The 4,566-nt window shown below is 75.9% G+C and carries 2 protein-coding genes and 1 pseudogene; 1 reads left to right on the top strand and 2 read right to left on the bottom strand.

The genetic code is table 11. The annotated features are described in order from the left end of the window. Positions 1 to 27 precede the first annotated feature (27 nt). Complete coding sequence (locus tag CCN33_RS00520; RefSeq protein WP_086689977.1) at positions 28 to 2,430, bottom strand: helix-hairpin-helix domain-containing protein; 2,403 nt, start codon at positions 2,428 to 2,430, stop codon at positions 28 to 30. Then, positions 2,427 to 3,307 (bottom strand): annotated as a pseudogene (locus CCN33_RS00525) (aldo/keto reductase). The gene CCN33_RS00520 and the pseudogene CCN33_RS00525 overlap by 4 nt, the downstream one beginning before the upstream one ends. Before the next feature lie 171 nt (positions 3,308 to 3,478). Here CCN33_RS00525 and CCN33_RS00530 point away from each other — a divergent pair. After that, positions 3,479 to 4,534, top strand: a complete 1,056-nt coding sequence (locus CCN33_RS00530) for an LLM class F420-dependent oxidoreductase (RefSeq protein ID WP_030812647.1) — start codon at positions 3,479 to 3,481, stop codon at positions 4,532 to 4,534. Positions 4,535 to 4,566 lie beyond the last annotated feature (32 nt).

Below are 4,566 nucleotides of genomic sequence, written 5' to 3' on the forward strand. Positions count from 1 at the left end.
CCGGTACGGGCACCGCCGTGTCCGGGCTCAGCCCGCCGGGGGGAGCTGCACCCGCAGCAGCGTCCGCAGCCGGGTCGTGCGCGGCTTGGCCACGCTCTCCGCGACCGCCCTCGGCAGCGCCTGCTCCACGCCGTGGACGACCGACAGGTGCCGGTCCGCCCGGCCGAACGCGGTGTACACCCACGGTCTGGTCAGCACGTCCGCCGCGTCACCGGGGAGCACCACCACGGCGGCGGGCCAGCGGCCGCCCACCGCCTGGTGTGCGGTCAGCGCCCAGCCGTGCCTGACCCGGCTCTCCACCAGCTCCCTGGGGACGACCACGGGCGCGCCCGCGCACTCCAGGTGCAGCCCCTCCGCGTCCGCGCGGACCACGCGGCCCGGCACCGTACGGCCCGGCGCGGGGGAGTGCACGATCCGGTCGCCCGGGTCGAAGCCGCCGAAGCGGCCGGGGCCGGGGTTCAGCCGCTCCTTCAGCACCGTGTTGAGCGCGCGGGTGCCGGCGGCGCCGCCGTGGCCCGGCGTGATCACCACGATCTCCTCGGGCGGGATCCCGAAGGCGCGCGGCACCGAGTCCGCGACCAACTGCACGGTGCGGTGCACCGCCTCGCCCGCGTCCCGCACCGGGACGATCACGATCTCCTTGCCGGGTGCCTCGACCTGGGCCAGCTCGCCCACCCCGATGCCCGAGACCAGTTCGCCGAGCGGACCGGGGTCGGGGACGCGGGAGGCGACCTGCGGGCAGGCGGGGACGGCGAGCAGGTCCGCGAAGACCCGGCCCGGACCGGCCGACCACAGCACCGCTGGGTCGCCGCTGAGCACGAGGCGTGCGCCGTCGGGCAGCGACTCGGCCAGCATCGCGGCGGCCTCCACGTCCAGCTGGGGCGCGTCGAGCACGATCAGCAGGTCCAGGTCCAGCGCGCCCTCCGCGTCGCGGCCCGGGCCCGAGGCGCCGGACAACAGGCCCGCTACCGTGCCCACGGCTCCGCCGGGCTGCTCGCCCAGGTGCGCGGCGAAGCGCCGGGCGCCGTCAGGGGTGTGGCAGACCGCGCACACGCGCAGGCCCGCCGCGCGGGCGGCACCGAGCAGTGCGGCCGGTTCGGCGCGGGCGGCCTCCCCGCCGGTGTGCAGCACCAGGCCGTGCCCGGCGACCTGGCGGGCGAGGTCGGCCGCGCCGCCGGTCAGCGCGGCCACGGCCGCCTCCCAGGGCCCCTCGGCCTCCTTGGGCACCGAGTTCACCAGCCGGGCCAGCGCGTCCGCGAGGCTCTCCTCGGCGAGGGCGTACCGCTCCAGACCGGCGAGGACGCGGACCGGGACCTCCTCCTCCTCCTCCTCCTCGTCCGTCCGGGCCGCTGCCGGCGGGGCTCCGGGTTCCTCCAGGGCGTCCTGGAAGACCAGGGCGTCACCCTCCGCGAGCGCGCTCTGCACGGCCTCGTCGGGGTCCGGTACCGCCCGCTTGCCGAGAGCCTCGGTGAGCGCGGGAAGGTCCAGCGCGGTGTGCCCGGCGACGGCCGCCTGCTCCAGCAGCCACACCGTCAGCGCACGCCCGCGCCGCTCGTCGTCCGGACGGCACTCCGCGCCCAGCAGGGCCCGCGCGAACCCGTCCGCCTGCTCCGGCCGCACTCCCGCGACCCGCAGCAACTGCCAGGGATCGGCGCGCAGCGTGTCCTCGGCCCCCTCCCCCAGGGCGGCCGCCGCCTGCGGCGCCAACGCCTCCGGCGCTCCGCCCTCGGCGAGCACCGCCCGTACGGCCCCCACGGTCTCCGCGTCCGGCGCGGCCGCCACCGGCACGGGCTCCGGTCGCCGCACCGGCTCCGGCGCGGGTCGCCGGGGCGCGGGAGCGGCCTCGACAAAGCTCGGCGTGCTCGCCTTCTCCCCACTCTCCACGGCCCGCACGGCGGCCAGCAGATCAGCCGCCTTGCCGCTCAGCTTCCCCCCGCTCTCCACCGGCCCCTGCCGCTCCGCCCTACGCCGGGCGATCCGCTCCCGCTCCACCCGCTGAGCAGCCAGCTCGGCTTCGGCCTCGGAGGGAGCCTTCGCGCCTTCAGCAGAGCCCGACCCCCCGGGCCCGGCCGCGGGACCACCGCTCTCCACGCCACCCGCGTCCCCTTCGGCTCCGCCGGTCCCGGAGCCCGCGCCCGCGTCTTCGGTGGCCCCGGCGGACGGCGTCCGGGCAGACGCATCGGCATCGTCCGCGCGGCCACCTCTCGTCGGCTCACCGGCGTCCGGCGCACCGGCGTCGTCCCGGTCGCCGTCGGCCGCTTCGGTCGCGTGGGCACCGGGCTCCGCACCGCCCGCGGCCACCTCGGCCACGCCTTCCCCGGCCGCTCCCCTCGCGGCTTCCGTCGCTCCGCCGGAGGCGCCCTCGGCCGGGGCGGGGGCCGGGGAAGCGGCCCCTTCCGTGTCGCCGGTAGGCGTCTGCTCCGTGGTCACAGGGTGCTCCAGTCGTGATCGGGATAGCGGTGCACCGGGGCCGACACGTCGTCCAGCGCCCGGCAGATCTCGTCAGGAAGACTAAGCGCCTCCACCGACAACGCCGCCGCGAGCTGCCGTGCGTTGCGCGCGCCGACGGGCTCGCGGTGTCGTCGAGATACGGCTCGACGAAGGGCGCCATGTGCTCGGAGGCACCGCGCGAGTCGGACGGCACACCGCCCCGGTACTTGCCGGTCAGCACGCCCCGGCCCAGCGGGGAGGAGGGCAGCAGACCGACGCCGAGGTCGAGCGCGGCGGGGAGCACCTCGCGCTCGGCGCCCCGCTGGAGCAGGGAGTACTCGAGCTGGGTCCCGGCCAGCCGGGTACGGACGCCCGGCGCGGCGAGCTGCCAGGTGGCGGCCTTGGCGAGCTGCCAGCCGCAGAAGTTGGACACCCCCGCGTACCGCGCGCGCCCGCTGCTGACCGCGAGGTCGAGTGCCTGGAGCGTCTCCTCCAGCGGGGTGGAGGGGTCGTGGCAGTGGATGTGCCACAGGTCGACATGGTCGGTGCCCAGCCGCTCCAGCGAGGCGTCGAGCGCGGCGAGCAGGTGGCCGCGGGAGCCGTCGGCCGGGCGGTCGGGATCGGGCACGCTGCCGGCCTTGGTGGAGATCACCAGGTCCTCGCGGGGCACCAGGGAGTCCGTCAACCGCCCGAGCAGGTACTCGGCCGCCCCGTCGCCGTACACGTCCGCGGTGTCGACGAGGGTGCCGCCCGCTTCCCAGAACGCCTTCAGCATGTCCGCGGCGTCGTGCTCCTCGGTGTCCCGGCCCCAGGTGAGGGTGCCGAGTCCGATCCGGGACACGCGCAGGCCGGTACGGCCGAGATGCCTCTGCTCCATGAGCGCGAGATTACTGGCCAGAGCTGCTGCCGTGGGTTGCCTGTGGACAACGGGACCCGGCCGCGGCACCTGGCCCCGACACCCCCTCGACACCCCGGCCGGGGTGGGCCGCGCGGGAAAGGATCGCTAAGGTCGGCCGCAGATACGTTACTTGCGAGTAAGGGGATCGGCATGCAGCTCGGGATCAACCTCGGCTACTGGGGCGCCGGGATGGACGGGGACAACCTCGCCGTGGCGCAGGAGGCCGACCGGCTCGGCTACAGCGTCTGCTGGGCCGCCGAGGCGTACGGCTCCGACGCCGCCACGGTGCTCACCTGGGTCGCCGCGCAGACGGAGCGGATCGACGTGGGCTCCGCGATCTTCCAGATCCCGGCCCGCCAGCCCGCCATGACGGCGATGACCGCGGCGACCCTGGACTCCCTGTCCGGCGGCCGCTTCCGCCTCGGCCTCGGCGTCTCCGGACCCCAGGTCTCCGAGGGCTGGTACGGCGTCAAGTTCGACAAGCCGCTCGCCCGCACCCGCGAGTACGTGGACATCGTCCGCAAGGCGATGACCCGCGACCGCCTGTCGTACGAGGGCGAGCACTGGACGCTGCCGCTGCCCGGCGGTCCCGGCAAGCCGCTCAAGCTGACCGTGCACCCCCAGCGCGAGCACATCCCGCTCTACATCGCCGCCATCGGCCCGAAGAACCTGGAGCAGACCGGCGAGATCGCCGACGGCGCCCTGCTGATCTTCCCCTCCGCCGAGCACCTGGAGGACACCGCCGTCTCCTACCTGCGCGCGGGCCGGGAGAAGGCGGGCAAGACCCTCGACGGCTTCGACATCTGCCCCACCGTGCCGCTCGCGCTCGGCGAGGACGCCGACGTGACCCGGCTCGCGGACACCTTCCGCCCCTACACCGCGCTCTACGTGGGCGGCATGGGCAGCCGCAAGCAGAACTTCTACAACCGGCTCGCCCAGCGCATGGGGTACGAGAAGGAGGCCGCCGAGATCCAGGACAAGTACCTGGCCGGTGACAAGGACGGCGCCGCGGCCGCCATCCCGCACGACCTCATCGACAAGACCACCCTGCTCGGCTCGGTGGACCGCATCGCCGACCGGATGGCCGCCTATGCGGCGGCCGGCGTCACCACGCTCACGCTCGCCCCGGCGGGCTTCACCCTGGAGGAGCGGCTCGCGGCCCTGCGCGGCGGCGCCGAGGCCCTGGAGCGCGCCGGCCTCGCCTGACGCCTCGCCTGACGGGGGCAGGGGGAGAGGTT

Origin of the sequence: Streptomyces recifensis (assembly GCF_002154615.1) — a bacterium.
GTDB classification, from domain to species: Bacteria; Actinomycetota; Actinomycetes; order Streptomycetales; family Streptomycetaceae; genus Streptomyces; species Streptomyces griseoluteus.

Excerpts from the sequence above, each read along its gene's own strand:
- CCN33_RS00530 (WP_030812647.1), top strand. The coding sequence starts at position 3,479 with ATGCAGCTCGGGATCAACCTCGGCTACTGGGGCGCCGGGATGGACGGG.